This window comes from Planotetraspora thailandica, from assembly GCF_016863335.1.
Taxonomy (GTDB): domain Bacteria; phylum Actinomycetota; class Actinomycetes; order Streptosporangiales; family Streptosporangiaceae; genus Planotetraspora; species Planotetraspora thailandica.
In genome coordinates, this window is record NZ_BOOR01000073.1 from 13,762 (window position 1) to 39,236 (window position 25,475).

The window sequence follows — 25,475 nt, forward strand, 5'->3', positions numbered from 1 at the left end:
CGGAAGCCCCAGGCAGGTTCGCCGCTACCCGGCCGGTATTCTCGGCTAAGTACGGTGTTCTGAAGGGGGTGGGTCCGGTCTCCAAGACAGCTGAGGAGACTCTGGGGCAGCGCAGTGAGCGGTTCGAGCGCGACGTCATGCCGTATCTCGACCAGCTTTACTCCGCCGCGCTCCGGATGACCCGTAACCCTGCCGACGCCGAGGATCTCCTGCAGGAGACCTTCGCGAAGGCGTTCGCGTCATTTCACCAGTTCCAAGAGGGCACGAACCTCAAGGCCTGGCTCTACCGCATCCTTACCAACACCTTCATCAACAGCTATCGCAAGAAGCAGCGCGAGCCCAAGCACGCCGGGACCGAGGAGATCGAGGACTGGCAGCTCGCCCGGGCCGAGTCGCACACGTCGAGCGGTCTCAAGTCCGCCGAGATCGAGGCGCTCGAGCACCTGCCCGACAGCGACGTGAAGAACGCGCTTGCCGCCCTGCCCGAGGAGTTCCGCATCGCGGTCTACCTCGCGGACGTCGAGGGCTTCCCGTACAAGGAGATCGCCGACATCATGGGCACTCCCATCGGTACGGTGATGTCGCGCCTGCATCGTGGCCGCCGCCAGTTGCGGACGTTGCTCGAGGACTACGCACGCGACCGCGGTCTGGCGCGGTCGGACTCCCGCAGCGGGGGAAACGACGAATCTCTTGGCCAGGAGGGGCGATGAGCTGCGGGAACCACCACGACACCCCGTGTAGCGACGTACTCGACCGGGTCTACACCTATCTCGACGGCGAGCTGGACGAGTCGGGTTGTGCCGACATCAGGCAGCACCTCGACGAGTGCCACCCCTGCCTCGAGGAATACGGCCTGGAGAAGGTCGTCAAGCAGCTCGTGGCCAAACACTGCGGCTGCGACCCCGTGCCCGACGACCTGCGTGAAAAGGTGCTGAGCCGGATCGAACAGGTGCGCGCCCAGCTGGCCGAATAGGATCTGCCCTCTGACGTTTGGAGGGCGTGGCATGCGCGTACTGGTCACGGGCGGAGCGGGATTCATCGGGTCGACCCTCGTCGACCGGCTGGTGACCGGCGGTCATGAGGTTGCGGTCGTGGACGACCTGTCGTCCGGGGGCAACCGCAACCCGGAGGCCGCGCTGCACGTCCTCGACGTCCGTGACCCCGGGGTCGGGGCGCTCGCCGAGAGGTGGCGGCCCGAGGTGATCTGCCATCTGGCCGCGCAGATCAGCGTGCGCAAGAGCGTCGCCGACCCCGTGCGGGACGCCCAGGTGAACGTCGAGGGCACGGCCAACGTCCTTGAGGCCGCACGCCGGTCCGGGGCGCGCAAGGTCGTGTTCGCCTCGTCGGTCGCCACGTACGGCAGGCCGGCGGTGATCCCCGTGCCGGGGGACGCCGCCACCGACCCGCGGTCGCCGTACGCCGCGTCCAAGTTGAGCGGAGAGGTGTATCTGGCGGCCTATCGCGGTCTCTATGGGCTTGAATACACCACTTTGGTGTTGTCCAACGTGTACGGCCCGCGGCAGTCCCCCGACGGGGAGGCGGGCGTGGTCGCGATCTTCACCGACGCCCTGCTCGCCGGGCGGCGCACGGTCCTGTACGGCGACGGATCTCAGACGCGCGACTACGTGTACGTCGACGACGTGGTCGACGCCTTCGCCCGCGCCTGCGGGGAGCGGGGGGACGGGCGCCGGTTCAACATCGGGACGGGAGTGCAGACCACCGACCGGCGGCTGCACTCGCTCGTCGCCGCCGCGGCGGGGGTGCCGGACGAACCCGCCTTCGAGCCGCCCCGCCTGGGCGACCTGCCCGCCATGGCGGTTGATCCCGCCCCCGCCCTGGAGGGTCTCGGATGGCGTCCGGCGCATGATCTGCCCTCCGGTCTCAAGGCCACGATCGAGTGGGCGGCCAGAGATTGACCGTTTCACCGGTGTAGCTGGCCGATAAATCGGGATAATTCAACACAGCGTGATTGCTTGATTACGGTTTGGCCGCGAAGCCTCGACATCCCCGATCGCCGGTGTCGCGTTCTGTAGCCTGAATGCCGAATCGATGTGGAGGCAGGCACATGTTTGGGAAGACCATCGTCCGACTGCTGGCGGCTGTGGGGCTGCTCACCCCGGTGGTCGTGCTGGCCGGCACCCTTCCGGGAACTCCGGGAATCTCCTGGACGTAGCCCGTGCCCGACGGATCCTCTTCGTGCTAGATAGATCAAGAGGTGTCCCTTATCCGAGGTGGCCGTCATGCGGGAACTGCCGTGGCCTGCCAAGGTCTACTCCGTCGCGCTGAATCTGGCCGCGGTCTTCCTTCTCGCGCACTGCGTCTTGGTGGCGGGATGGATGGACCGGGTCGAATGGCCGACACTTCTCGTGCTGGCGTTGCTGTTCCTCGTCTGCGAATCCGTTCCCACGCTGCTGAACGTGCCGCAGGCCGCCGTATCTGTGAGCTACTCGGCGGCGCTCGCGGCCGTCGTCCTCGTCGGGCCTGAGGGCGCGGCGCTGGTCGGCCTGATGGCCGTGCTGAGCGTCCGCCCCGGGCTCCCCCTCGTGAAACGGCTGTTCAACGGCGCGCAATTCGTCATCTGCGGCTACGCGGCCGGCTGGGCCTTCGAGACAGCCGGCGGCGTGCCGGGACTCCCGCAGATCACCGACTTCCCCGGCATCCTCATCCCGTACGGCGCGGCCACCGCGGCCTTCGTCGTGATCAACGTGGTGCTGACCGCGACCATCCTGCTCCTCGTGGGCGGGGTAGGGCGGCATCAGGTGGCGCTGCGCAGCATCTTCCAGTTCCTCGGGTCCTACGTCGGATACGCCACGTTCGGCCTGCTCATCGCGGGCCTGTGGGCCACAGTGCAGTCGATCTCGACCGTGCTCGTCCTGCTTCCCCTGTTCGTCGCCCGGTGGGCGCTGGGGCACTACCACGCCGAGCAGCGCTCCTACGACGCGACGATCGCCGCCCTGTGCCAGGCAGTGGAGACGAAGGACTACTACACGCGGGGACACTGCACGCGCGTGTCGGCGGCCTCCTCCATGATCGCCGAGGAGATCGGGATGGGCACCGAGCGGCTCCGCGCCATCCGCTACGCCGGGATGCTCCACGACGTGGGCAAGCTGGGCGTGCCGACCAAGGTCCTCCAGAAGGAGGGCAAGCTCACCGAGGAGGAGTTCGCGGCCATCCAGCTCCATCCGATGCGCGGCCTGGAGATCGTGCGCGGCATCGACTTCCTCGACGAGGCGTTCGCCGGGATCATGCACCACCATGAGCGGCACGACGGGAAGGGCTATCCCATGGGCCTGGCCGGGCTGGAGATCCCGGAGTTCGCCCGGATCATCGCGGTGGCCGACGCGTTCGACTCGATGACCTCCGACCGGGCCTACCGGAAGGCCAAGCCGCTCGACGTGGCGGTGGCCGAGCTGCTCAAGAACGCCGGAACGCAGTTCGATCCGATCATGGTCAGCAACTTCATCAAGGCGCTGGGGAGGGACGGCTGGCCGTTGGCGCAGACCGCTCCCGAGCCTCCCGGTGAATTGGCCGAGACGACCGTCAAGGACCACGACGACCCGACGATGCCGATTCAAGTGGTGTCGGAGCGGTGAGCGAGCGGCGGATGGCCGCTCCGCGGTCTCAGGGACTCGACTCCGGGCAGCTCCTGCTCATCTGCGCTGCCGGGATGCTGACCATAGCGGGCATCTCCCACACGGCCGCGGCCGGCCTGGCGGACTCCCGGGTCGCGATCGGGTTCGGCGTGCTGATCGCCGCCGGCGAGCTGGCGAGGCTGACCATGCCGGGAAACCGCGAGGTGGCCCCGGTCTCCACGGCGGCCTCCCTCGGCTACGCGCTGCTGCTCGACGTCGGCGGGCGTGAGGCGACCCAGTCGGCGCTGCAGGTCGTGGCGGTGATGTCGGTCGGGATGATCGCCGGCGCGCTGCCGCACGTCGCCGTCGGCCGCCCGCCGCGCCTGGACGCGATGGCCAGGCGGCTTCTCGCGGGCTCACTGCTGGCCTTCGCCTACCGCCCGTTCGCGCATTCGCTCTACGACATCGCCCGCACCACAGGGGACTGGTGGCCTGCCCTCGGGGTGATGGCGCTGCTCATCGCCGTCATGCTCGCCGCCGACGTGCTGATCGCCGCCGCACTGCGGGCCGAGCAGGTCAGGACGGCGTTCGGCGTGGCCGTACGGGACGAGTTCAGGATGGCCGCGCCGCTGGGCGCGGCCGTGGCGGCGTCGGGCATGCTCCTCGCGCTCGCCTCACACAGCATGGACCTGACCGCGCTGCCGGCCTTCGCCGCTCCGCTGCTGGTCACCCAGGTGGCCTTCCGTAAATACGCGGGCATCCGGGCCACCTATCTGCAGACCGTGCGGGCGCTGAGCCGGGTCACCGAGGTGGGGGGCTACGTCGAGCCAGGCCACTCGCGCCGGGTGAGCCAGCTGTCGATCGCCATCGGCAGGGAACTGGGGTTGTCGGAGCCTCAGCTTCTCGAGCTCGAATACGCCGCCCTCATGCACGACATCGGCCAGCTCTCGCTGCGCGACCCGATTCCCGGCGGGGCCACCGTGCTGACCGACCCGGTGCAGGCCAGGCGCATCGCCGAGCTGGGAGCCGAGGTGATCAGGCAGACAGGCGTCCTGCACGGCGTCGCCGACATCGTCAGGCGCCAGTGCGACCCGGTCGGCGAGGCTCCGCCGATCGCCAGCCGGATCATCCGGGCGGCCAACGCCTTCGACGACCTGGTCGGCGCCTCCACCGACAGGGACCGCGCGGCCGCGGCGCTGGACCGCCTGCGCCTCGACGGCGGGACGGAGTACGACGCGGCCGTGGTGGACGCGATGGCTCGGGTGGTCGACCGGCTCATGACCCGCTTGTAGCAGACATCTCACCAAACCGTGTCCTGGGGTGCGCTTCGGGCATCTATTTTGTGGCGACCCTACAGATTCGTTCAGCGGGTTCCGTTGGAAACGGTCGGGGAGCGGGAGTCGTGCCTCGCCATAAGGTGGCTGCGTGTTCGACTCAGTCCTCGTCGCCAACCGTGGCGAAATCGCCCGGCGGGTCATCCGTACGGTTCAGCGGATGGGGCTGCGCGCGATAGCGGTCCATTCGGAGGCGGACGCCGATCTGCCCTTCGTGACCGAGGCGGACGACGCCGTCCTCCTCGGCCCGGCCGCGCCGGCGCGGAGCTATTTGGACGTGGACAAGGTCATCGCCGCCGCTCGCTCGACCGGCGCCCAAGCCGTCCAACCGGTCGCCGCCGGGACCCGTGAGCCGGTGGGGGCGCTCGCGGATGCCGTGTGGGAGGCCGAGCGGATCGGATACCCGGTCATGGTGAAGACCGCGGGCGGCGGCGGTGGAATCGGCATGGGCGTCGCCCACGACGGGAGGAACCTGCGGGTGAGGGCGTGCGCGTCGACTCGGGCCACGTGGCCGGAAACACCGTCACACCGTTCTATGATCCGCTGATGGCCAAGCTCTGCGTCTACGGCGCGACCCGCAAGGACGCGCTGGACCGGGCCCGTACGGCGATCGCCGCGTTCCGGGTGGAAGGGCCCAAGAACAATCTGCCCTTCTGTGCCGAACTGCTGGACGACCCGGAGTTCGCGAGCGGGGACTACGACACGGGGCTGGTTTCCCGGATGAGGAAAGCCCGATAGTTGGATCTTGATGGAGGGGATTGCACGTGGCCGAGGTGCGCGCCGAGATGGTGGCGAACGTCTGGCAGATCGTCGTCGCTGAGGGTGACACGGTCGAGGACGGCGACACGCTCGTCATCCTGGAGTCGATGAAGATGGAGATCCCGGTCATCGCCGAGGATTCCGGAACCGTGGTCCAGTTGAAGGTCGCCGAGGGCGACGTCATTCAGGAAGGCGACCTGATCGCCGTCATCGAGTAGTCCGCAGGGGCTACAGCCTGGCGAGGAAGCGTTCGCGGTCGACCACGACCCGCTCGATCGTGCCGGTGCCCACGAGGGTTCCCCTCTTGTCGACGGCCACGATGGAGAAGACCAGCCTGCGGCCGTCCACCTCGGTGAGCTCGGCGGCGATCTCCACATGCATCCCGACCGGGCTCGGCGCCAGATGGTCGAGACGGATCTTCGTGCCGACGGAGGTCAGGCCGGGCGCGAGGTAACGTTGCACGGCCTTGACGGTGGCGGCCTCGGCGAACGAGAGAAGCCGCGGCGTGCCCAGGACGGGCACGTCGCCGCTGCCCACCTTGATGGCCGTGTCTTCCCGCTCCACCATGATCAGAACCTCGGAGCGCAGGCCGGGAGCCAGTGTCATGCGTGCCAGCCTATTAGGACGCCGAATAGGGTAAGGACTGTGGACCCCTTCTGCGATCACTGTGGCGGTTCCTCCGACGAGGGCGATCACACGCTCTGCCAGGCCGCTCGGGCGATGGAGCCGCCCCGTTATTGCCCGCGGTGCCGCCGGCGAATGATCGTTCAGGTCACCCCGCGCAACTGGTCGGCCCGGTGCTCCGAGCACGGCGTTTCCGCCGGCTGAGCCCGGCCCCGCACTGACGAGGCCGGGCTTTCCGGCGCTCAGAGCCCGGTGGTGTTGCGCGGGTAGGCGATCTGCGGGTCGGTGACGATGTTGACCATGTACGGCACGTCCGAGTCGAAGGCCCTGCGCAGCGCCGGGCCGATCTCCGCCGGGGACGTCACGAGCTCACCCGCGCCGCCCAGAGCGGTGACCACCTGGTCGTACCGGGTCTGCGGCTGGAGCTCGGCGGCCACGTCGTAGCCGTACAGCAGCTGCATGGGGTGCTTCTCCAGCCCCCACATGCCGTTGTTGCCGCAGATCATGACCACGGGCAGCTTGTGCCTGACCAGCGTGTCCACGTCCATCAGGGAGAACCCGGCAGCGCCGTCGCCCAGGAGCAGCACGACCTGCGACGAGGGGCGGGCGATCCTGGCGGCGATGGAGTAGCCCAGGCCGGTGCCGAGGCAGCCGTACGGGCCGGGGTCGAGCCAGTTGCCGGCCCGGCGCGGCTCGACGTATTTGCCCGCGTAGGAGACGAAGTCGCCGCCGTCGCCGATCACGACGGCGTCGTCGGCCAGCACCTTGCCCAGTTCGCCGTAGATCCGCATGGGGTGGATCGGGTCGGAGTCGGACTCCAGCAGGGGGGCGTCGGCCGCGATCGCCGCCGCTGCGGTCTCCGAAAGCCTGGCCAGCCACGGCGCGTACGCCTTGGGGTTAACGCCGGCCGAGCCGCAGGCGGCGCTGAGGCTCCAGAAGAGCACGGACAGGTCGCCCGCGGCCGACCCGGACAGGCCGGTGTGCGTGGCGATCTGCGAGGGCGCGTCTCCGATGTGCACGACCCTGGCCAGAGGAGCGCCGTCCTTGCCGCCGAACCATCCGTAGCCGAGCCGGAAGTCGAGCGGGGCACCCACGACGACCACGAGGTCGGCCTGCCCGAAGGCGGCGCCGCGGGCCCGCGTGACGAGCAGCTCGTGACCGGCGGGAAGGATGCCGCGGCCCTGGCCGTTCGGGATCACGGGGAGGCGGAACTCCTCCGCGAAGTCGCGCGCGGCCTCCTCCGCCCCCTCCATCCACACGTCGGAGCCCAGCACCAGCACCGGCCGCTCCGCCTCGGCGAGCAGGCGGGCGATCTCGGCGAGCGCGTCGGTGTCCGGCTCCAGCGGGGACGGGGTCAGCGTCTCGGTGGTGTGCTCCACGGAGGGGGAGAACAGGTCGTCCATGTAGAAGTCGAGGAAGACCGGGCCCCGGTGGGGTGCGACAGCCGTACGGAAGGCCATCTCCACGTCCTGCCCGATCGACTCCGCGCCGCCGCCGGTGAAGGCGAGCTTGGTGATCGGCTCGAGCAGCGGCGGGTGGTCCATCTCCTGGAGCGCGCCCGAACCCCACCGGGACCGTGGCGCCCGCCCCCCGAGCACGACCACGGGTGAACCGTTGAAATGGGCGGTGGCGATGCCGGAGACGCCGTTGGTGATGCCCGGACCCGCGGTCAGCACCGCGAGGCCCGGTCTTCTGGTCAGGCGCGCGGTCGCCTCGGCGGCGAAGACCGCGCTCTGCTCGTGGCGGACGTCGAGAATGCGCATGCCTTCGTGCACGGCCCCGTCGTACAGGGGGAAGACATGGCCGCCGGACAGCGTGAACATCGTCTCGACGCCGTAGGCCTGAGAAACGGCGACCGCTATGTCGCCTGCGTGCTTGGGGGACTCCATGCGGTGAACCTACCAGTCAGTCACTTAGCCGGTCTGGGCTGTCGGTCTGGCAGAACTGCCCCGAATCCACGCGTTGACACGCGTGGTGCCAGGTCGTGTCCCTAGAGGGTCTGGGACAACGCCTTGATCGGCATCTTCAGGTCGGCCAGGAGCCCGAGGTCCTGCTCCGGCGACCGGCCGAGTGTCGTCAGGTAGTTGCCGACGATGATCGCGTTGATGCCGCCCAGCATGCCGTCGCGCGTCCCGAGGTCGCCCAGCGTCAGCTCGCGCCCGCCCGCGTAGCGCAGGATGGTGCGCGGCAGGGCGAGCCGGAAGGTCGCGATCGTCTTGAGCGCCTCCGTGCCCTCCACGAGCGGATAGTCGGAGAACGGCGTGCCGGGGCGCGGGTTCAGGAAATTGAGCGGCACCTCGTCGGGGGCCAGTTCGCCGAGCTGGGCCGCGAACTCGGCCCGCTGCTCCAGCGTCTCTCCCATGCCGACGATGCCGCCGCAGCACAGCTCCATGCCGGCCTCGCGGACCATCAGGCAGGTCTCCCAGCGCTCCTCCCACGAGTGGGTCGTCACCACATGGGAGAAGTGCGAACGCGCGGTCTCCAGGTTGTGGTTGTAGCGGTGCACGCCCATCTCGGCGAGCTCGTCCACCTGGGCCTGGGTGAGCATGCCCAGCGAGCAGGCCACGTTGATGTCGACCGCCTCACGGATGGCCTTGACACCCTCGCGCACCTGGTCCATGAGCCGCCGGTCGGGGCCGCGCACGGCCGCGACGATGCAGAATTCGGTCGCGCCGGTCCGCGCGGTCTCGACCGCCGCCTGGACCAGGGAGGGGATGTCCAGCCACGCGGCGCGGACGGGGGAGGAGAACTGGCCTGACTGCGAGCAAAAGTGGCAGTCCTCCGGGCAGCCGCCGGTCTTGAGGGAGATGATCCCCTCGACCTCGACCTCGGGACCGCACCACTTCATCCGCACTTCATGGGCCAGCGCGAGCAGCTCAGGCACACGCTCGTCGGGCAGTGTCAGGCACGCGAGAGCCTGGGCCGCGTCGAGACCCCTGCCCTCCTCCAGCACCTGGACCCGGGCCACTTCCACGATGTCGGTTTCCACCGGGCTCCGTTCCGCTTCAGGCGACTGCGAGGTTGAGTGAGGGGTTTCGGTCACAACGAAAGCTTAAAGGCCGAGCGGAATCCGGAAGGATCGAACACACCCCCCAGGGAAGAGGCGAGGCCGGCGCGGGCGACGTCGGCGAACCGCGCGCGCGTGAGCGCTCCCGCGCCTTCGGGCAGGGCCCCCGCGAGGGGCCGGGCGGCGAGCGTCTCCAGATCGGCGACGTTGCAGCGCTCCGCGAGGCCGGGCTCGGCGGGCCACGAGCCGATCACCACTCCCGCCAGGTCGAGGCCGCGGCCCGCCATGGCCTCCAGCGTGAGCGCGGTGTGGTTCAGCGTGCCGAGACCCGCCCTGGCCACCACGAGCACCGGCGCCCCCAGGTCGTGCGCCAGGTCGGCGAGCGTGGCTCCGTCTTCGTCGAACCGTACGAGTAGGCCGCCGGCGCCTTCGACGATCACGAGCCGGTGCGACTCGGCGAGCTCCCGGACGCGGTCGGCGGCCGAGCGCAGGGACAGCGGCGGCAGGCCGGAAACCCGGGCGGCCGCGGCCGGGGACAGCGGGTCGGGGAACCGGGCGAACTCGAACGTGGTGGTCACGCCCGACAGCCTGATCACCTCGTCCAGGTCCCCGGGCTCTCCGGCCGCCACGCCCGTCTGGGCGGGCTTCACGACGGAGACCGCCGCCCCTCTCCGCCTGGCGAGTACGGCCACGGCGGCGGTGACCACGGTTTTGCCGACGCCGGTGTCGGTCCCGGTGACAACGAGGATGCTCACGAGAAAAACTACGGCCTTCTGAGACGGGTGACGAACTTGTATCGGTCGCCCCGGTAGAGCGACTGGGCGTATTCGACCGGGTTGCCGTCGGCGTCGAACGCGTGGCGGGTCAGCAGCAGCATGGGCAGGCCGACGTCCACCCCCAGGATCTGCGCGTCGTACGGCGTGGCCAGCACGGTCTCGATGACCTCCTCGGCGTCGGTGAGCCGCACGTTGTAGGCGTTGTGCAGCGTCTCGTAGAGGGAGGAGTGACCTTCGAGCTCCCGGCGCAGCCGGGGGAAACGCCGGGCCGACAGGTGGGTGGTGTCGATCGACATGGGCTCGCCGTTGGCCAGGCGCAGACGGTGCACGCGCAGAACCCGTCCGCCGGGGTTGATCGCTAGCCTGCGCCCGAGGGCCTCGTCGGCTGTGACGTAGCTGATGTCGAGGATCTTGGTGTCGGGTTCGAGGCCGACCGTGCGCAGGTCGCCGGTGTAAGAGGTCAGCTGGAGCACCTGGGCGACCTTGGGCTGGGCCACGAACGTGCCCTTGCCCTGGATCCGCAGCAGCCTGCCCTCGACCACGAGCTCGGACAGGGCCTGCCTGACCGTCGTCCGGGAGGTCTCGAACCGCACGGCCAGCGTCCGCTCAGGCGGGAGCGCGCTGCCGGCGGGCAGCGTCTTGGTCAGCTCCAGCAGGTTCCGTTTCACGTCGTAGTACTTCGGAACCCTGGGAACGTCCTCGCTGTGCTCCGTCACGTGTCCACCTTCAGTTCGGCCACGGCGGTGAGCGCGCCCCTGACCGCCGCGAGATCATCGCACCTCAGATTGGCCCGGGCGGTCAACCTGAGGCATGACCGGCCAGGGGGCACTGATGGTGGACGGAAGCATCCCACGCGTATGCCGCGTTCCGCACACAGGTTCGCGGCCGCCAGGGCGCGCTGCGGCGGCCCGAGCACGACGGGTACGACGGCGGCCGCGGGGTCGGTCGTCTCCAGGCCGGCCTCCCTGGCCATGGCGGCCAGGTCGCGGGCCCGGGCCCGCGCCTGTCCCGGCAGGCCGGGGGTGGACTCGATGACGTCGAGGGCGGCCAGAGCCGCGCCGACGGACCCGGGGGCCAGGCCGGTGTCGAAGATGAACGACCTGCCGGTGTCGATCAGCGTCTCGGTCACCTCGGCCGCCCCCAGCACCGCGCCGCCCTGCGATCCCAGCGACTTGGAGAGAGTGATGGTTCTCACAACATGACAATCCCCCGCGAGACCGGCTTCGTGCACCGCTCCACGGCCGGATTCTCCGATCACCCCCAGGGCGTGCGCCTCGTCGACCACCAGTAGGGCGCCGTGCCGTACGGCGGTCTCGTGCAGCCGCAGGAGCGGCGCGAGGTCGCCGTCGACGGAGAACACGGCGTCGGTGACGACGATCGCGTGCTCCTCCCGCCGCTCGGCCAGGACCTTGGCGACCGCCTCGACGTCGCGGTGCGGGGTCACGGCCACCCTCGCCCGCGACAGCCGGCAGGCGTCGACGATGGAGGCGTGGTTGCCGGAGTCGGAGACCACCAGGCCGCCCCTGGCCAGCGTGGCGACCGCGCCGAGGTTGGCCAGGTAACCCGAGGAGAACACCAGGGCGCGCTCGGCGCCCGCGAAGGCGGCCAGCCGGTTCTCCAGCTCGGCGTGGAGCCGCGTGGTGCCGGTGACCAGCCGAGAGCCGGTCGAACCGGTGCCCCACTCCCGGGTCGCCCGGACGGCGGCCTCCACCAGCCGCTCGTCCCTGGACAGGCCCAGGTAGTCGTTGGAGGCCAGGTCGAGCATGCCGTCGTGGTCGGGCGTGCGAGGGCGCAGCGCCCGGCGCAGGCCTGTCGCCTCCCGCTCGGCCGCGGCTGCGCGCAATCTGTCGAGCGGTCGAGTCATGCAGTGCATCCTGTCAGGTGGTGAGAGGTCGATTCGCGTTCGGGCACGTTCGCGTCGCATCATGCAGACGTGCCGACTCTCAGCGACCTGGTATGCCGTCACACGGCGCTCGAACGTGCCGACCTCGACTGGATCCATGCCCTCGTCTCCGACTGGCAGCTGCTGGCCGACCTGTCGTTCGCCGATCTGATCTTGTGGGTGCCCCACAAGGACGGCTCGGGGTGGGTGGCGGTGGCGCAGATGCGGCCGACCACGGGCCCGACGGTCTACCACGACGACGTCGTCGGCCAGATCGCGGGAAAGGGCGACCGGCCGTTGATCGACGTCGCCTGGACCGAGCACCGGATCTGCCGTGAAGGCGATCCCGACTGGTCGAGCGGCGTGCCGGTCAGGGAGGAGACGATCCCCGTACGGCGAGGCCGCGGCGGCGACTTCATCGGCGTCATCCAGCGCTCGACCAACCTGTCGTCGGCCCGCACGCCCTCCCGGCTGGAGCTGACCTACCTCCAGAGCGCCTCCGACCTCGCCCAAATGGTCGCGGAGGGCCGGTTCCCCTTCACGGAGGAGGAGCCCATCCTGGTGCGTTCGCCTCGTGTCGGCGACGGCCTGCTCCGGCTCGACCGGGCCGGGCGGGTGACCTACGCCTCCCCGAACGCGCTGTCGGCCTACCGCCGCCTCGGCCTGCACGCCGACCTGGTGGGTGCCGACCTCGGCAAGACGACCGCCGACCTGTGCTATTCGGACGAGCCCATCAACGAGGACCTGATGCTCGTCGCCAGCGGCAAGGCGCCCCGGGAGACGGAGGTCGAGCACGGCGGGACCGTGGTGCAGCTGCGTGCCATCCCGCTGATCGTCGGCGGGGGCAGGATCGGTGCCCTGGTGCTCATCCGTGACGTGACCGAGCTGCGCCGCCGTGAGCGCGAGCTGCTGACCAAGGACGCCACGATCCGCGAGATCCACCATCGGGTCAAGAACAACCTGCAGACCGTCGCGGCGCTATTGAGGCTGCAGGCGCGTCGGCTGAACAACCCGGAGGGGCAGGAGGCGCTCAACGAGGCCGTGCGCCGGGTCGGCTCGATCGCGATCGTTCACGAGATCCTCGCGCAGATGCCCGAGGAGATGGTCGAGTTCGACGACATCGCCGACAGGGTGATCGCCATGACGGCGGAAGTCTCACTGGCCCACGTGATGCCCCAGCGATTGGGGAGCTTCGGGGTGTTGCCGGCCGCTGTGGCCACCCCGATCGCGATGGTCCTCACAGAGCTGTTGCAGAATGCCGTTGAGCACGGTTTCTCGCACAAGTCGGGAAACCTGCAGGTGATTGTGCACCGTGATCCCGACCGGCTGGAGGTGATCGTCGCGGACGACGGAAAGGGCCTGCCGCCGGACTTCGACCTGGAGGCCACCGGCAGCCTCGGGCTGCAGATCGTGCGGACGCTGGTCGTCGGCGAGCTTTCGGGCCGCCTGGCCGTCGAACGGAGGAAAGGCGGGGGAACCGAGGTGGTCCTCAGCATCCCGGTTCAGTCGGAACCACGGATCGAGGCTGGAATTCCCCGGTGACGTGCCCCGGTGTGCGGTGGTCAGACGCCTGCGCGAGCGCGGGCGCGAGCCGTACGACGCTTGAGGGCACGGCGCTCGTCTTCGCTGAGCCCGCCCCAGACTCCCGCGTCCTGGCCGGATTCCAGAGCCCACTTGAGGCAGGCTTCGGTGACCGAGCACTGGCGGCAGACCTGCTTGGCCTCTTCGATCTGCATCAGAGCGGGACCCGTGTTCCCGATCGGGAAGAACAGCTCCGGATCCACGTCACGGCAGGCAGCGCGGTGGCGCCAGTCCATGCGTTCCACCCCTTCGTCACAGGAGCCGGCGGAGGCTCCCTGGTCATCAACTTTGTGAACGCTTTCACTAGCTAATGCGTGGACTTGCCCGGCACTGTGGTTCGGGCCGGGCTTGTCCACGCGATCGCCGGAACGCCTCCCGGGGGCGGTGGCTCCCGTAAAGGTCCTACGTTCCGACGTCGTACTTCAGCTTTTCAGCCATGCTTAGAGCACACAAGAGGTTTGGAACAAGGTTTTGCCCGGCCTGGCTGTCGGATACGTCACACTATGACTACATGTAACGAGCTAGACCAAAACTTGTAATGCGTCCGGGATAGACCGGAATGTCACCCATTCATGTTCTCCCAGGTAATCGCCGTCAAGTTGGAAGGCGAGCGGCCGGACGGCCGCCAATGTGAACTCCTGTTCGTCATGAACCTGAACAAGGTGTTTACCCCTGGGTAATCCCGAACGCTCTCCGATGATCTGGTGGATGAATCCCAGCACCGACGCGATCCCCATCCTCCGCAACCCGATCACGTCGAGTCCCGTCTCGAAGCCCGCCCAGGGAGTGGGGTTGATCGGACGGGACCCGGCGAAGGTCCACGGGGAGGCGTTCGAGACGATCGCCATGAAGATTCCCGGGGTCTCCGGCTGGCGTGGCCGTACGAGCCGGATGGCGGGGTGGCGGCGGTCGGTCACGAAGAAGTGCCGAAGCGCGGTGTTCACATACAGCGTCGGACTCGCCTTGTAGCCTGCGCTGCGGAGCCCCTCCACGGCCCTGACGACCTCCGCGTCGTATCCCAGGCCAGCGCAGAACGTGAAATATCGGGAACCTTGCTGATCGGTGGACGGCCCCTGGTCGGGTCCGGCCGTGTCGTCGTGCCAGATCGCCTGGCCGAGCCCGATCGTCCGGCTGCGCTCGTCGCGCAGCGCCTCCAGCACGGCGCCCGTCGCCTCCACCGGGTCGTTGGGCAGGCCGAGCGCGCGGGCGAAGACGTTGGCGCTGCCGCCGGGGATGACGATCAGCTTGGGCCGCCCGGCCGCGCTCGCCGCGGGCTGCCCGTCGAGCAGTCCGTTGACCACCTCGTTGATCGTGCCGTCGCCGCCGAGCACCGCGACCGCGTCGAATCCCTTGGCGTGGGCAGTGCCGGAGAGCACCGCGGCGTGCCCCCGGTAGCCGGTCTCCTCGACGGACAGATCCACGGCGGCCCCGAGCGCCCGGATCAGCACGTCCCGGGTCCGCTGGTTCGTGGAGGTCGCTTTCGGATTCACGAGGAGAAGAGCTCGCATGCCTGAAGGCTAGACGACGCTTTACCGCCGCCGCCGGGGACTTGCCGCCTCGATCGGCCCGCGATCCGGCCGGGAGAGCCCACGGGTAGGGTGGGGCACTGTGATCAGCCATGTCACCGGACGTCCCGCCACATTGACCGTCGCGGCGGTCGTCTTGGCCGCCGAGGGCCTGCTCGCCCTCGCGCTCGGATGCTACGCCGGCATTGGGACGCTCGTCGGGCAGCCCGCCGACATGTCCACCGCTCTCGCGGAGGCCGCCCTGGGCGTGCTGATCGGCGCCGGCCTGCTCTGGGTGGCCTGGGGCGTCTGGCAGATCGAGCGCTGGAGCAGGGGGCCCGGCGTGGTGACGCAGATCTTCGCCCTGCCGGTGTCGTTCTCGCTGATCGGAGGCGGCCAGTACGCCTACGGGGTGCCGCTCGTGGTCGCCGCGGTCGTTGGCCTGGTTGCGCTGCTGGCCCCAAAGTCGACGGAGGCGCTGATGGGCGAAGGCGGTTCGGCTGGTTCCCGGGGTCCGCGATGATTCACAGGCGAAGTGAGACGGCTCGGCTGGGTTCCCTCGGTCCGCACTGATTCTCAGGCGGAGTGAGGATGGCCCGGCTGGTTCCTTGGGCCCGCGCCGATTCGCGGGCGGGATGAGACGGCGCGGTGATTCCTGGGGCCGCGGTATTGCGACCGCGGCCCGGATCCCGCGCCCTGCTCAGTCTTCGGCGGTCAGGCCTTCGCGGAGCTGGGCCAGGGTCCTGGCCAGCAACCGGGAGACGTGCATCTGTGAGATGCCCAGCTCCGTTGCGATCTGCGACTGCGTCATATTGCCGAAGAAACGCAGCAGCAGGATGCGCTTCTCACGCGGAGGCAGGCGCTCCAGCAGCGGCTTCAGGGACTCGCGGTATTCGACGCCTTCGAGGGACTCGTCGACGATGCCGAGCGAGTCCGACACGGCCGGGGCGTCGTCGTCACCCGAGTCGGGCGCGTCGAGGGAGACCGTCGAGTAGGCGTTGGCCGACTCCAGGCCCTCCAGCACCTCTTCCTCGGTCATCTGCAGATGCGCCGCGAGCTCGGCGACCGTGGGCGCCCGGCTCTCACGCTGCGACAGCTCGCTTATGGCCTTCGTGAGCGAGAGCTTCAGCTCCTGGAGGCGGCGCGGCACCCTGACCGCCCAGCCCTTGTCACGGAAGTGGCGCTTGATCTCGCCGACGATGGTCGGCGTCGCGTACGTCGAGAACTCCACGCCGCGGCCGAGGTCGAACCGGTCGATCGACTTGATGAGGCCGATGGTGGCGACCTGCGTGAGGTCGTCGAGCCACTCACCCCGGTTGCGGAAACGCCGCGCGAGGTATTCCACCAGCGGCAGGTGCAGCTCGACCAGCTCGTCACGGATGCGCTGCCGCCGCGGGTCGTCGGCCGGCAACTCCGACAGTTCCCCGAACAACGTGCGCGCACGCACGCGGTCGGGCACCGCCGAGTCGCCGGAGGCCATGGCACGGGTCCTTTCGGTCACGCCGGCCTCGCCGCGCCTCGCCGCTTGCGCAGCACGATCGCCATGTGATCGGGATGATCGGAGATGGCGTCGACGTCGTCGGCCAGCGCCGTGAGCACCATCCAGGCGAAGTCGTCTCGCTTGGGGGCGCTGACGCCGACCGTGCTGACCTCTACACGGACCGTCATCTCGTGCCCCGTGAGCTCGAACTCGGCCTGAAGATCGGTGCCGGGCACCGCGTGCCGCAGGAGCATGGCGCAGGCCTCGTCGACCGCGATACGAAGATCCTCGATCTGATCCAGCGTGAAGTCGAGCCGAGCCGCGAGCCCGGCCGTGGCCGTGCGCAGCACAGACAAATAGGCGCTCACGGCGGGCAGTCGGACGCTCACAGCGTCACGGATCCCGGTCACATCCACCGCAGGCGTCTCGGTTTCCTCGGTCACGTTCCTCCTCGCCCTTCGAGCCGGCGCAGTGCCGTTGTCTGCAACCTACCGCCACTCCACCGATGTTGCTCCGCTGGGACGCGCCGATTGTGGCGATCTTGGGGGTAGCTCCTCGTAAATTCCCTGAGGTTTCTCTGCCCGTGACCTCCGCCTCACCTCGGACCCGGAAAAGATCAGGCCCCGCCCGGTCAGGTGACCGTGCGGGGCCTGAGGATCGCCTGTTTCAGGCGGCCGCCTTCGTCTCCCAGAAGATCTTGGCGATTTCGTCGATCTTCGCGAGAAGCTCGTCGGCCTGAGCGGGGTCCACGGTGCCCTTGCCGCCCGCCGCGCCGGCGAGCTTGGTGGCGTCCCAGAACAGCTGGTGGAGCTGGGGGTACTGCTCCAGGTGCGGAGGCTTGAAGTAGTCGGTCCACAGCACCCAGAGGTGGTGCTTGACCAGCTCGGCGCGCTGTTCCTTGATGATCAGGGCGCGAGTCTTGAAGACCGGGTCGTCACTGTCGGCGTACTTCTTCATGATCGCCTTGACGGACTCGGCCTCGATGCGAGCCTGAGCCGGGTCGTAGACCCCACAGGGCAGGTCACAGTGGGCGGACGCCTCGTGCTTCGGCCGCAGCAGTCGTGCAAGCATCGGAATCCTTCCTTGGCAAAATGGAGCGCTGTCCATAGCTGACCTTACTCGTACCGGAAATCTCTTATCCGTGGAGGGGATGTGCTCACCGCCGTCCGGGTGACGGGCGACTCGATGCTCCCGACTCTTCGCCCCGGCGACTGGCTGCTCGTACGGCGGGGCGCCGTCAGGCCGGGAGACGTGGTCGTCGCGAGGCGGCCGCATGGCCTGATCGTGAAGCGGGCGTTCAGGCGCACGGAAGAGGGATGGTGGGTCGAGAGCGACAATCAGCTGGCCACGGGCAGGCAGGACAGCTGGGACTTCGGCGCCCTTCCGGCGGGGGACATCGTCGGCAGGGTCATCGCCCGCTACTGGCCCCGCCCGTTGCGCTGGTTCTGACGCCGCCGGTAGGCCGCCACGTTCGCGCGGCTGGCGCACCGCTCGGAGCAGTAGCGCCTCGACCGGTTCGAGGAGGTGTCGAGGTAGGCGTTGCGGCACGGCGTGGCCTGGCAGATGCCTAGCCGGTCGGCGCCAAGCCCGGTCACCACGCTCGCCAGCCCCATCACCGAGCCGACGGAGAGGGCGTCGGCCACCCTGCCGCCCTCCGTCAGGTGCATGTGCCAGCCCTGGCCGTCGTGCCCCGAGATCTGCGGGTGCACCGGATGGCGGACGAGCAGGCCGTTGAGCCGCTCCACCACGTCGGCCTCGTCGCCCGAGGAGGCCGCGGCGAACACGCCGGCCAGTTCTTCGCACAACTCGCGCAGCGCGTCGAGATCGCGCCGTGTGACCCGGGCGGCCGACTCCGTGCGCCCGGTCTCCTCGAGAAGCTCGCGCAGGGCCTGGAGGCTGTTCAACGCCTCCGTCCTGTTGACCAGGAGGACGGCCAGCTCGGCGTACGACTTCAGGTCCACTGGTACGACCTAGGGGATGTAAGAGACGATTGCGTATCTCGAGTATTACACGCCGGGAGTCGCCGTGGAAATCCCCAGGTCAAGGATGATCTATTGTTCTCCGGCATCCCGGCGGCGCACGGGCGTGTGGCACAATCGGAAAACGGGTGACCCCCGAACCCCCTCAAGAGGCGACCGTCAACGGCGACGGCCTCCGGCGGCTACCGAAGCCTGGGCTTTCGTCCTCTTGGCGGCGTCAACAGGAATTCGTCCTTACGACAATGGGGTCGCTGTGACCGCTTCACCTGTCTCTTTGGCATCTCTGGATCTCGATCCGGCTTTCGCACTCCACCGCGGCGGCAAGCTGGAGGTCCGGTCCAGCGTGCCGGTCCGCGACGCGGACGATCTCTCCCTCGCGTACACCCCCGGCGTCGCCCGCGTGTGTACGGCGATCGCCGAAACCCCCGAACTGGCCCGCGACTACACCTGGGTGTCCAACGTCGTGGCCGTGGTCTCCGACGGCACCGCCGTACTGGGGCTCGGCGACATCGGACCCTCCGCGGCCATGCCTGTCATGGAGGGCAAGGCGCTGCTGTTCAAGCAGTTCGCGGGCGTCGACGCCGTGCCGATCTGCCTCGACTGCACCGACGTCGACGCCCTAGTCGAGACCGTCGCGCGGCTCGCCCCCTCGTTCGGCGGCGTCAACCTGGAGGACATCAGCGCCCCCCGCTGCTTCGAGGTGGAAGAGCGCCTGCGCGACCTGCTCGACATCCCCGTCTTCCATGACGACCAGCACGGCACCGCCATCGTCACGCTGGCGGCCCTGCGGAACGCGGCCAGGGTGACCGGGCGTGCGCTCGGCGACCTGCGGGCGGTCGTGGCGGGAGCAGGGGCCTCCGGCGTCGCCGTGGCCCGCATCCTGCTCAACGCGGGAATCGGCGACATCGCGGTGGCCGACTCCAAGGGGATCGTGCACTCCGGGCGTGAGGACCTCCACCCGGTCAAGGAGGCGCTGGCCCGCGACAGCAACAAGATGGGCCTGGCCGGCTCGACCGAGCAGGCCCTCGCCGGGGCCGACGTCTTCATCGGGCTTTCGGGGTCGACGGTGTCGGAGGACGCTGTGGCGGCGATGGCGCCCGACTCGATCGTCTTCGCGTTGTCGAACCCGACGCCGGAGGTCCAGCCGTCGGTCGCGGCCAGGTATGCCCGGGTCGTGGCCACAGGCCGCTCGGACTTCCCCAACCAGATCAACAACGTGCTCGCCTTCCCCGGGGTCTTCCGCGGCGCGCTCGACGTGCGGGCGCGGACGATCACCGAGGGCATGAAGGTGGCGGCCGCCACGGCGCTGGCCGACGTGGTGGGCGACGAGGTCTCCGAGGACTACGTGATCCCGTCACCCTTCGATGAGAGGGTGGCTCCCGCCGTCGCCGCCGCCGTCGCCGAGCAGGCCCACGCCGAAGGCGTCGCCCGCAAGTGACCCCCCACCCCCTCCGGTGGTGATCATTTTTACTTTTGGGGGTGATCACGGTTGGTGTGATCACGTTGAGCGTGATCATGCAGAACTTCGCGGGCATGCCGTACGACCTGCGGCCCCCCGTCCCGTGATCATGCAGAAGTTCGGTCGCATGCCGTACGGCCTGCGGTTTCGCGAATCGTGATCATGCAGAAATTCGGGCGCGAGCCCCGTCGCCTGGGCTTTTCCGAGCCGTGATCATGCATCCGCCTGGGATGCGTGGATCGCGGCTCGGTCTTTTCCCCCGGAGTCCTATACAGAAGTTTGGGAATCCCTTGGGGGTGTCACGCTCCGTGCTATAAAGAGAGCTCTCCGTTACCTACCGGCTATGCCTGTCCTGGTGAGGAGAGCGATGCGACGCGAACCAAACCGGCTGCTCCAGCAGCACCTCGCCGAAGCGGGCCTGTCCCGCAAAGGCCTGGCACGCCGGCTGAACGATCTCGGCTCCACCCGTGGGATGACCGGGATGAGATATGACCACGGTTCGGTGCTGCGCTGGATCGGCGGTCAGCGACCGCGTGATCCGGTTCCCGGCCTGCTGGCGGAGATCTTTTCGCTGCGGCTCGGGAAGCCGGTGTCCACCGAGGACATCGGCATGCCGCGCGGAGCAGTCCCTCTCGACCTCGGACAGGAGTTCCCCCATTCGTGGCAGGAGGGTGTGGCAGCTGTGACAGCACTGTGGAGGGCCGACGTCGAGCGGCGCAGGTTCCTGCTCGATTCCACCTTCGCGCTGGGAGCGGGCTCGGCCGGGATCGCGCGTTGGCTGACGGTCCCGGAGGAGGACCGGCTGGCCGCCGGCGGCCCGCGCAGGGTGGGCGTTTCCGACGTGACCGCGATTCATGAGGTCACCCGCTCGTTCAGCGAGCTCGACAACCGGTTCGGCGGCGGAAGCATCCGAGGACCGGTAGTGAAATATCTGGACACGGCGGTGGCGCCGCTTCTCCGTGACGGCTCGTACGGCGAAGCCACCGGAAGGGCGCTCGCGACCGCGGCGGCCGAGCTCACCAGGCTCGCCGGGTGGATGGCTTACGACCTCGAGCAGCACGGCGTGGCTCAGCGCTATCTCATCCAGGCGCTAGGGCTGGCCCGGGGCGCGGGCGACCACGGTTTAGGCGGGGAGATCCTCGCCGGCATGAGCCATCAGGCCGTCTACATCGGGCAGCCGCGCCACGGTCTCGACCTCGCGAGGGCGGCGACGATGGCGGCGCGTCGCTCGGGGATCTTCTCGCTGATGGCGGAGGCCCACGTGCAGGAGGCGCACGCGTACGCCGTGCTCGGAGACGGGCCGTCGTGCGCCGCCGCGCTCCACGAGGCCGAAACGGCCTTCGACCGGCGATCTCCGCAGGACGAGCCTCGTTGGATCGGCTATTTCGACGAGGCCTATCTCGCGGCCAAGTCGGCGCATTGCCTCCGTGATCTCGGCGACGGCGCGGCAGCCGTACGGCATGCCAGGAGGTCGCTGCGGATGGACGGGAGGTTCGTGCGGGGCAGGATGTTCAACCTCTCGCTCCTGGCGTCGGCACTGGTGCAGCAGGGCGAGCTTGAAGAGGCGTGCGCCGCGGCGGGGTCCGCCTTCGACCTCGCCCGCGGCCTGCAGTCGGTACGGACCAGGTCGTACGTAAAGGACCTGCGCAAACGGCTTGAGCCTTATGCGGAGGATCCGCGCGTTGCGGACGTGTTGAGCCACAGCGGAGCCCCCGTGTGACGGCAGATTGCGAAATACCGCCCGTGTTGATCTGACTCTGGGTCACCGTGACATCACATTTCGTCTCAGGCGCGGAGTGGAGGCTTGAGCGCGAGCCGCCCTGTGGAGAGGCTGGCGACCTGCCGAAACTCGGGGGATCGACATGAAGAGACTCATCACTGTGATGGCCGGCGCGGCCTTGGCCGCGTGTCCGGCGACGGCCTTCGCCGCAACGGCGCCGGGGCCGCCGCAACCTGCCGGCGGATCTGTCACGGCTCCTGTCGCGGGGCCTGTCGCGGCGTCCGCCACAAAGCCCGCCACAAAGCCTGCTGTAGGGTCCGCCACCGCGCCCGCGGCTCCGGCGCTGCCGGGGGCTCCCGGCGTACCGGCGGCCGGCGTTCCGGCCTTGCCGGTCGCCGGCGCGGTTCCCGCGACCGCTCCCAAGGATCCGGCGCTCGCTCCTGCGACGGCGCCGGTCGCGGCCGGCCAGGCCACCACCGGACGTCCGGTCTCCACGGGCGCGTCCGGCGCCCTGGCCAAGCCGGTCGCCGCACAGCCTCCGGCCAAGACGGAGAAGCAGGTGAGGGCCGACATACCGATCAGGAAGATCCGGCCCATCGGAAGCCGTGCCCGGGCGCTGCATCTCACCTACGCCGCCGGGGAGTCGGCGCGGCCGCCCCAGCGCTCCTCGATGCTCAACTGCCCGGCGACGCTCGGGGTCCGGCCGGTGAGGGCGGAGGCCTGCACCGTCGTGGAGAAGGTGAAAGGCGACCTGGACCAACTCCAGCCCACCCAGGGGACCGTCTGCCCGATGATGTTCAGCCCGGTCACCGTCACGGCCAACGGCGTCTGGGACGGCCGTCGAGTCAACTTCGAGCGCACCTTCGGCAATGCCTGCGAGATGCGCTCGGTGACGGGCTCCCTCTTCGACATCTGAGGAATCCGGCGCATCTCAGCCGGCCGCGGGAGCCGTACGGGAGAAGGGCGGGGAGGACCTTCGCCGCCCTTCCCCTGCGGCCAGTCATTTGATCCGGAGTAATGTTCGGGCATGTTCGCCGTGACCGCCACCCAGACCGATCCGGACAACCCGCTCAAGGGGCTGACGCTGGGCGACCGCCCAGAGCCGTCCGTTCCCGAGGGCTGGACGACGATCACTGTCAAAGCCGCCTCGTTGAACCACCACGATCTGTGGACCCTCAAGGGCGTGGGCATCCGCCAGGAACGCCTTCCGATCATCCTCGGCTGTGACGCCGCCGGCCTGGACGAGAACGGCGACGAGGTGATCGTGCACTCGGTGATCGGAACGCCGGTCAACGGAGACGAGACGCTCGATCCCCGGCGTTCTCTCCTGTCGGAGAACTACGACGGCACGTTCGCCGAGAAGGTCGCCGTGCCCAGGGGCAACGTGGTGCCCAAGCCGTCGGCGATCACGTTCGAGGAGGCGGCCTGCCTGCCCACCGCCTGGCTGACGGCCTACCGCATGCTCTTCGACAAGGCGGGCCTCGAGCCCGGATCGACGGTACTGGTGCAGGGCGCGGGCGGCGGCGTGGCGACCGCCCTGATCGCGCTGGGCCGGGCCGGAGGGTTCCGGATGTGGGCGACCAGCCGCTCGGAGGACAAGCGTGCCCGTGCACTCGACCTCGGCGCCGACCAGGTCTTCGAGACCGGGGCGCGGTTGCCGGAGCGGGTCGACGCCGTGATGGAGACCGTCGGCGAGGCCACCTGGGCGCATTCGCTGGGCTCCTTGCGGCCCGGCGGGCGCCTCGTGACCTGCGGCGCGACGAGCGGGCTCGTCGCCCCTACACAACTGCCCCAGATCTATTTCCTCCAGAAGTCGATCATCGGGTCCACGATGGGGACCCGGAGTCAGCTCGCCAGGCTCGCCGTCTTCCTGGAGCAGACCGGCCTCCGGCCGGTGATCGACAGAGTGCTTCCGCTTTCCCAGGCTGAGGAGGGCTTCGCCGCCATGCACCGGGGCGACGTCTTCGGCAAGATCGTCTTCACGGTCTGACGGGCACACGACCCCGTTGGACGCACGTCGCCGGCTCCCGCGGCGCGGGATCGGCGTCGTCCTCCGGCGGGGTCTCGCGCGGAGGCGGGGGCGTCAGGCGCACGAACGGGTTGCGCCAGCCGTACGGACTCATCGTCGTCGCCCTCTCTGGAATCGTCACGGGCGCAGCGTGTCGCGGATGCGGTCGGCCGCCTCGTCGAGGATGGCCCGGCATTCCGCGATCGCCTCGTCGGTCAGCCTGCCCTCCCCGGCCTCCATACGGACCCTCGCGATGAATCCGGCCAGAACCTGCCCGAGCTCGGCGTTCCCCGGCTGAGGGCGGTCGGTCGCCGACCACGTGTGCTCCCAGATGCGGCGCCACTCGCGTTGCCAGCGGTCGGCCTCTTCCCGCCACTGATGGCGGTGGCGGCGCCATTCGTCCTTCTGCTGACGCCACTCGTCCTTGGCCTGCTGGCGCTGGCGGCGCCACTCCTCCTTCTGCTCCCGCCAGGCCTCGCGCGAGCCGGCGGGGCTGCTCGGCTCCTGCACATCGCGGTTGATGTCGCGGGCCATCTGCGTGAGCTCCTGGCGGAGCGAGCGCACGGTCTGCCGTACGTCCTCCTTGACCTCGCGGGCGATGTCCTGGACCGACGCGGTGATCTCCTGCTCGAGCTCGGCCAGCTCGTCCATGCGGTCGTTGAGCTCCTGCCGGCCCCGGTCGGTCAGCGTGAAGACCTTCTTGCCGTCCACCACCTCGTGAGTGACCAGGCCCTCCTCCTCCAGCCGCGCGAGGCGCGGATAGATCGTGCCGGGGGAGGGCGAGTAGACCCCGAGGAAGCGGTCCTGCAGGAGCCGGATCACCTCGTAGCCGTGCCGTGGGCTCTCCTCGAGCAGCTTCAGCAGGTACAGCCGGAGCCGTCCGTGACCGAAAACGGGGCTCATGCCCACTCCTCACTCGTCGTGCCTGTGGCCTGCCTGCTCAGCAGGGTGACGTCGCCGGACACCGTGTTGGCCGAAACATATGCCATGCCTCCGCCGAGGCGGCCGGTCAACGATCGCATTCCCGGGTGCTTCTCGTGGTCGAGCGCGGGGAAGGCCGACTCGACCCTGCCGGAGCTGGACCGCATCGACACGTCGCTGTCGACCGTCTGCGGGAGCCGTACGACGACCGAGCCGGAGACGCTGTTCAGCGTGACGTGGCCGGTGGGGGAGAGCTCGAGGTCGGTGGTGATCCGGCCGGAGACCGTGTTGGCCCGCAGCCTGTGCGGCGACCCGCCCGCGACGGTGAGGTCACCGGAGACGCTGCTGAACGACAGGTCGCCGGCGAGGCCGCGGCTCTCCACCGATCCGGAGACCGTCTCGGCGTGCACGTCGCCGCTGACGCCGTCCAGGACGATCTCGCCGGAGACGCTCTTGACCTTAGTGCGTGCCTCGAATCCGGCCACGACGGCGGAGGCGGAGATCACGCCGACCTGTACCGGGCAGTCTTTCGGCACGGTGAGGGTGAGCGTCGTCGAGCGGGAGCCGGGGCGCAGCCAGCCGAGGACGCCGTCCCAGGTCAGGTCCTTGTACGCCACCGTGAGGCGCCCGTCCTCGTCATGGGTCACGATGAGAGGCGGCGTGCCGATGTCGGTGACCTCCAGACTGGGCGGGCCGTCGCTGGCGAGTACGGCCAGGCGTCCGGCGACGATGCGGACGTTCAGCTGGCTGACGGGCGCGAACGTGAGCTGTTCGGGTTGCTCGATCGTCCAAGTGGGCATTGTCGGGGGCCCTTCGAAACGCGAACGATGACGGTCTATGAACACGATATGTCGCGTCTCCTGAAAGT

Annotated in this window: 30 protein-coding genes and 1 pseudogene; 16 read left to right on the top strand and 15 right to left on the bottom strand. The window is 69.2% G+C overall.

Annotation, left to right across the window (positions count from 1 at the left end; genetic code table 11):
* The first annotated feature begins 68 nt into the window (after window positions 1-68).
* The 8 genes from Pth03_RS36100 (at window position 69) to Pth03_RS36130 (ending at window position 5,883) form a co-directional block, all read left to right on the top strand.
* The gene (locus Pth03_RS36100) at window positions 69-710 is read left to right on the top strand and encodes a sigma-70 family RNA polymerase sigma factor (RefSeq protein WP_203949022.1); all 642 of its coding nucleotides are present in this window, start codon (window positions 69-71) and stop codon (window positions 708-710) included.
* Window positions 707-973: a mycothiol system anti-sigma-R factor gene (gene rsrA / locus Pth03_RS36105; RefSeq protein WP_203948983.1), complete on the top strand. Its 267-nt coding sequence runs from the start codon at window positions 707-709 to the stop codon at window positions 971-973. The genes Pth03_RS36100 and rsrA overlap by 4 nt, the downstream gene beginning before the upstream one ends.
* Before the next feature lie 31 nt (window positions 974-1,004).
* Window positions 1,005-1,916, top strand: a complete 912-nt coding sequence (locus tag Pth03_RS36110) for an NAD-dependent epimerase/dehydratase family protein (RefSeq protein ID WP_203948984.1) — start codon at window positions 1,005-1,007, stop codon at window positions 1,914-1,916.
* Between the two features lie 324 nt (window positions 1,917-2,240).
* A complete protein-coding gene (locus Pth03_RS36115; RefSeq protein ID WP_203948985.1) occupies window positions 2,241-3,593 on the top strand; it encodes an HD-GYP domain-containing protein in 1,353 nt (450 codons plus the stop codon).
* Window positions 3,594-3,604: 11 nt separating this feature from the next.
* Entirely contained in the window at window positions 3,605-4,864 is a 1,260-nt protein-coding gene (locus tag Pth03_RS36120) for an HD-GYP domain-containing protein (RefSeq protein WP_203949023.1), read from the top strand.
* Window positions 4,865-4,997: 133 nt separating this feature from the next.
* Window positions 4,998-5,453: a biotin carboxylase N-terminal domain-containing protein gene (locus Pth03_RS36125; protein WP_239119630.1), complete on the top strand. Its 456-nt coding sequence runs from the start codon at window positions 4,998-5,000 to the stop codon at window positions 5,451-5,453.
* Window positions 5,393-5,644: a hypothetical protein gene (locus tag Pth03_RS41820; RefSeq protein ID WP_239119631.1), complete on the top strand. Its 252-nt coding sequence runs from the start codon at window positions 5,393-5,395 to the stop codon at window positions 5,642-5,644. The genes Pth03_RS36125 and Pth03_RS41820 overlap by 61 nt, the downstream gene beginning before the upstream one ends.
* Before the next feature lie 26 nt (window positions 5,645-5,670).
* On the top strand, window positions 5,671-5,883 hold the full coding sequence (locus Pth03_RS36130; protein WP_203948986.1) for a biotin/lipoyl-binding carrier protein: 213 nt from the start codon (window positions 5,671-5,673) through the stop codon (window positions 5,881-5,883).
* A 10-nt stretch (window positions 5,884-5,893) separates the two neighbouring features.
* Here Pth03_RS36130 and Pth03_RS36135 read toward each other — a convergent pair whose 3' ends face one another.
* Window positions 5,894-6,271, bottom strand: a complete 378-nt coding sequence (locus Pth03_RS36135; RefSeq protein ID WP_239119632.1) for a thioesterase family protein — start codon at window positions 6,269-6,271, stop codon at window positions 5,894-5,896.
* Window positions 6,272-6,310: 39 nt separating this feature from the next.
* On the opposite strand from Pth03_RS36135, the gene bsaP reads away from it, so the two are divergent.
* The gene (bsaP, locus tag Pth03_RS42775) at window positions 6,311-6,493 is read left to right on the top strand and encodes a biotin synthase auxiliary protein BsaP (protein WP_444544184.1); all 183 of its coding nucleotides are present in this window, start codon (window positions 6,311-6,313) and stop codon (window positions 6,491-6,493) included.
* 38 nt (window positions 6,494-6,531) lie between these two features.
* Here bsaP and Pth03_RS36140 read toward each other — a convergent pair whose 3' ends face one another.
* From Pth03_RS36140 to Pth03_RS36160, 5 genes are all read right to left on the bottom strand, one after another.
* Window positions 6,532-8,178 (bottom strand): acetolactate synthase, encoded by a 1,647-nt coding sequence (locus Pth03_RS36140; RefSeq protein WP_203948987.1) that lies wholly within the window; start codon window positions 8,176-8,178, stop codon window positions 6,532-6,534.
* A gap of 101 nt (window positions 8,179-8,279) precedes the next feature.
* Window positions 8,280-9,278, bottom strand: a complete 999-nt coding sequence (gene bioB, locus Pth03_RS36145) for a biotin synthase BioB (protein ID WP_203948988.1) — start codon at window positions 9,276-9,278, stop codon at window positions 8,280-8,282.
* Window positions 9,279-9,328: 50 nt separating this feature from the next.
* Complete coding sequence (gene bioD, locus Pth03_RS36150) at window positions 9,329-10,051, bottom strand: dethiobiotin synthase (protein WP_203948989.1); 723 nt, start codon at window positions 10,049-10,051, stop codon at window positions 9,329-9,331.
* 8 nt (window positions 10,052-10,059) lie between these two features.
* Window positions 10,060-10,788 (bottom strand): GntR family transcriptional regulator, encoded by a 729-nt coding sequence (locus tag Pth03_RS36155; protein ID WP_203948990.1) that lies wholly within the window; start codon window positions 10,786-10,788, stop codon window positions 10,060-10,062.
* Window positions 10,785-11,936 (bottom strand): 8-amino-7-oxononanoate synthase, encoded by a 1,152-nt coding sequence (locus tag Pth03_RS36160; protein ID WP_203948991.1) that lies wholly within the window; start codon window positions 11,934-11,936, stop codon window positions 10,785-10,787. Before Pth03_RS36160 ends, Pth03_RS36155 begins: the two co-directional genes overlap by 4 nt.
* Window positions 11,937-12,005: 69 nt before the next feature.
* Between Pth03_RS36160 and Pth03_RS36165 the strand changes: the two genes are divergently transcribed.
* Complete coding sequence (locus Pth03_RS36165) at window positions 12,006-13,496, top strand: PAS domain-containing sensor histidine kinase (protein WP_203948992.1); 1,491 nt, start codon at window positions 12,006-12,008, stop codon at window positions 13,494-13,496.
* A gap of 20 nt (window positions 13,497-13,516) precedes the next feature.
* Here Pth03_RS36165 and Pth03_RS36170 read toward each other — a convergent pair whose 3' ends face one another.
* Both Pth03_RS36170 and Pth03_RS36175 read right to left on the bottom strand, forming a co-directional pair.
* Window positions 13,517-13,771 (bottom strand): WhiB family transcriptional regulator, encoded by a 255-nt coding sequence (locus Pth03_RS36170; RefSeq protein WP_203948993.1) that lies wholly within the window; start codon window positions 13,769-13,771, stop codon window positions 13,517-13,519.
* 285 nt (window positions 13,772-14,056) lie between these two features.
* Window positions 14,057-15,043, bottom strand: coding sequence for a diacylglycerol/lipid kinase family protein (locus Pth03_RS36175; protein ID WP_203948994.1), 987 nt, complete (start codon window positions 15,041-15,043; stop codon window positions 14,057-14,059).
* A 100-nt stretch (window positions 15,044-15,143) separates the two neighbouring features.
* Between Pth03_RS36175 and Pth03_RS36180 the strand changes: the two genes are divergently transcribed.
* Window positions 15,144-15,563: a hypothetical protein gene (locus Pth03_RS36180; RefSeq protein ID WP_239119633.1), complete on the top strand. Its 420-nt coding sequence runs from the start codon at window positions 15,144-15,146 to the stop codon at window positions 15,561-15,563.
* 177 nt (window positions 15,564-15,740) lie between these two features.
* On the opposite strand, the gene Pth03_RS36185 is transcribed toward Pth03_RS36180, so the two are convergent.
* From Pth03_RS36185 to sodN, 3 genes are all read right to left on the bottom strand, one after another.
* Window positions 15,741-16,520, bottom strand: a complete 780-nt coding sequence (locus Pth03_RS36185; protein ID WP_203949026.1) for an RNA polymerase sigma factor SigF — start codon at window positions 16,518-16,520, stop codon at window positions 15,741-15,743.
* A 17-nt stretch (window positions 16,521-16,537) separates the two neighbouring features.
* Complete coding sequence (locus Pth03_RS36190; protein ID WP_203948995.1) at window positions 16,538-16,963, bottom strand: ATP-binding protein; 426 nt, start codon at window positions 16,961-16,963, stop codon at window positions 16,538-16,540.
* Window positions 16,964-17,186: 223 nt separating this feature from the next.
* Window positions 17,187-17,591 (bottom strand): superoxide dismutase, Ni, encoded by a 405-nt coding sequence (gene sodN / locus Pth03_RS36195; protein WP_203948996.1) that lies wholly within the window; start codon window positions 17,589-17,591, stop codon window positions 17,187-17,189.
* Between the two features lie 60 nt (window positions 17,592-17,651).
* Between sodN and Pth03_RS36200 the strand changes: the two are divergent.
* A pseudogene (locus tag Pth03_RS36200) lies at window positions 17,652-17,969 on the top strand (S24 family peptidase); the annotation flags it as partial.
* Here Pth03_RS36200 and Pth03_RS36205 read toward each other — a convergent pair.
* A complete protein-coding gene (locus Pth03_RS36205) occupies window positions 17,939-18,481 on the bottom strand; it encodes a CGNR zinc finger domain-containing protein (protein ID WP_203948998.1) in 543 nt (180 codons plus the stop codon). The pseudogene Pth03_RS36200 and the gene Pth03_RS36205 overlap by 31 nt on opposite strands.
* 292 nt (window positions 18,482-18,773) lie before the next feature.
* Here Pth03_RS36205 and Pth03_RS36210 point away from each other — a divergent pair, with 292 nt between their 5' ends.
* The 4 genes from Pth03_RS36210 to Pth03_RS36225 all read left to right on the top strand — a co-directional run bounded on the left by Pth03_RS36210 (window position 18,774) and on the right by Pth03_RS36225 (window position 23,668).
* A complete protein-coding gene (locus Pth03_RS36210) occupies window positions 18,774-19,937 on the top strand; it encodes an NAD(P)-dependent malic enzyme (RefSeq protein ID WP_239119634.1) in 1,164 nt (387 codons plus the stop codon).
* 388 nt (window positions 19,938-20,325) lie between these two features.
* Window positions 20,326-21,678, top strand: coding sequence for an NsdA family TPR-like regulatory protein (locus Pth03_RS36215; protein WP_203949000.1), 1,353 nt, complete (start codon window positions 20,326-20,328; stop codon window positions 21,676-21,678).
* Window positions 21,679-22,063: 385 nt separating this feature from the next.
* Window positions 22,064-22,594, top strand: coding sequence for an SSI family serine proteinase inhibitor (locus tag Pth03_RS36220; RefSeq protein ID WP_203949001.1), 531 nt, complete (start codon window positions 22,064-22,066; stop codon window positions 22,592-22,594).
* 111 nt (window positions 22,595-22,705) lie between these two features.
* A complete protein-coding gene (locus Pth03_RS36225) occupies window positions 22,706-23,668 on the top strand; it encodes a zinc-binding dehydrogenase (protein WP_203949002.1) in 963 nt (320 codons plus the stop codon).
* Here the strand turns inward: Pth03_RS36225 and Pth03_RS36230 are convergent.
* The 3 genes from Pth03_RS36230 to Pth03_RS36240 are packed head-to-tail and all read right to left on the bottom strand — an operon-like array spanning window position 23,658 to window position 25,407.
* Window positions 23,658-23,828, bottom strand: coding sequence for a hypothetical protein (locus Pth03_RS36230; protein WP_203949003.1), 171 nt, complete (start codon window positions 23,826-23,828; stop codon window positions 23,658-23,660). The genes Pth03_RS36225 and Pth03_RS36230 overlap by 11 nt on opposite strands.
* Complete coding sequence (locus Pth03_RS36235; protein ID WP_203949004.1) at window positions 23,825-24,589, bottom strand: PadR family transcriptional regulator; 765 nt, start codon at window positions 24,587-24,589, stop codon at window positions 23,825-23,827. The genes Pth03_RS36230 and Pth03_RS36235 overlap by 4 nt, the downstream gene beginning before the upstream one ends.
* Window positions 24,586-25,407, bottom strand: a complete 822-nt coding sequence (locus Pth03_RS36240) for a DUF4097 family beta strand repeat-containing protein (RefSeq protein WP_203949005.1) — start codon at window positions 25,405-25,407, stop codon at window positions 24,586-24,588. The genes Pth03_RS36235 and Pth03_RS36240 overlap by 4 nt, the downstream gene beginning before the upstream one ends.
* Between the last annotated feature and the right edge of the window lie 68 nt (window positions 25,408-25,475).

Coding starts and splice junctions, on each gene's coding strand:
- rsrA (WP_203948983.1), top strand. CDS start 707: ATGAGCTGCGGGAACCACCACGACACCCCGTGTAGCGACGTACTCGAC.
- Pth03_RS36110 (WP_203948984.1), top strand. CDS start 1,005: ATGCGCGTACTGGTCACGGGCGGAGCGGGATTCATCGGGTCGACCCTC.
- Pth03_RS36115 (WP_203948985.1), top strand. CDS start 2,241: ATGCGGGAACTGCCGTGGCCTGCCAAGGTCTACTCCGTCGCGCTGAAT.
- Pth03_RS36120 (WP_203949023.1), top strand. CDS start 3,605: ATGGCCGCTCCGCGGTCTCAGGGACTCGACTCCGGGCAGCTCCTGCTC.
- Pth03_RS36135 (WP_239119632.1), bottom strand. CDS start 6,271: ATGACACTGGCTCCCGGCCTGCGCTCCGAGGTTCTGATCATGGTGGAG.
- Pth03_RS36140 (WP_203948987.1), bottom strand. CDS start 8,178: ATGGAGTCCCCCAAGCACGCAGGCGACATAGCGGTCGCCGTTTCTCAG.
- Pth03_RS36160 (WP_203948991.1), bottom strand. CDS start 11,936: ATGACTCGACCGCTCGACAGATTGCGCGCAGCCGCGGCCGAGCGGGAG.
- Pth03_RS36170 (WP_203948993.1), bottom strand. CDS start 13,771: ATGGACTGGCGCCACCGCGCTGCCTGCCGTGACGTGGATCCGGAGCTG.
- Pth03_RS36175 (WP_203948994.1), bottom strand. CDS start 15,043: ATGCGAGCTCTTCTCCTCGTGAATCCGAAAGCGACCTCCACGAACCAG.
- Pth03_RS36185 (WP_203949026.1), bottom strand. CDS start 16,520: ATGGCCTCCGGCGACTCGGCGGTGCCCGACCGCGTGCGTGCGCGCACG.
- sodN (WP_203948996.1), bottom strand. CDS start 17,591: ATGCTTGCACGACTGCTGCGGCCGAAGCACGAGGCGTCCGCCCACTGT.
- Pth03_RS36215 (WP_203949000.1), top strand. CDS start 20,326: ATGCGACGCGAACCAAACCGGCTGCTCCAGCAGCACCTCGCCGAAGCG.
- Pth03_RS36225 (WP_203949002.1), top strand. CDS start 22,706: ATGTTCGCCGTGACCGCCACCCAGACCGATCCGGACAACCCGCTCAAG.
- Pth03_RS36235 (WP_203949004.1), bottom strand. CDS start 24,589: ATGAGCCCCGTTTTCGGTCACGGACGGCTCCGGCTGTACCTGCTGAAG.
- Pth03_RS36240 (WP_203949005.1), bottom strand. CDS start 25,407: ATGCCCACTTGGACGATCGAGCAACCCGAACAGCTCACGTTCGCGCCC.